This is a genomic window from Stenotrophomonas sp. AGC87 (assembly GCF_057333975.1).
Map to the genome: position 1 here is coordinate 69,763 of NZ_JBHFHW010000030.1, position 499 is coordinate 70,261.

The window sequence follows — 499 nt, forward strand, 5'->3', positions numbered from 1 at the left end:
CCCCCCCCCCCCCCCCCCCCCCCCCCCCCCCCCCCCCCCACTCCTGACAGGTTGATGGGTGGGCGGTTGGAAGGGCTGGCACTCCCGCTTCTGACACTGTTTCGGCCGGCTGCCAGCGCTGGCTGGATCGTCGGGACATGCTGTGTGCTCGTCCGGATGGTTGTCCCGCGCTTTGCGCGGCATCCACGCATGGCGTGGATCTACAGGCGTGCCGGGCACGCCACAAATTGTGCGGTCCGCAGTCCGCAGTCCATTTTCAGCCGACGCCGTAAATCGACACCGACGCCGTAGCACTGCCGAAGTCATTAGCGGCAACCGGTATGCCGTACGCCACCGGCCAGAGGCCAGTAGCCATCAACCGGCGCCGTACGCCGTGAGTGATAAGCCGTGAGACGTCCGCTATCTGCTGTTTGCCGTTCGCTTTTCGCTGTTGATTCCGCGCAAGCAACCCACTGTCCATGGGTGGACGGGTAGCGCAGTGAAGGACCGTGTGCGGCAT

The 499-nt window shown here is 65.5% G+C and carries 1 protein-coding gene; it reads right to left on the reverse strand.

The annotated features are described in order from the left end of the window. Positions 1 to 256: 256 nt before the first annotated feature. Positions 257 to 499 (reverse strand): hypothetical protein (locus tag ACE026_RS12120; RefSeq protein ID WP_486039196.1); only part of this gene is annotated, 243 nt, incomplete at its 5' end.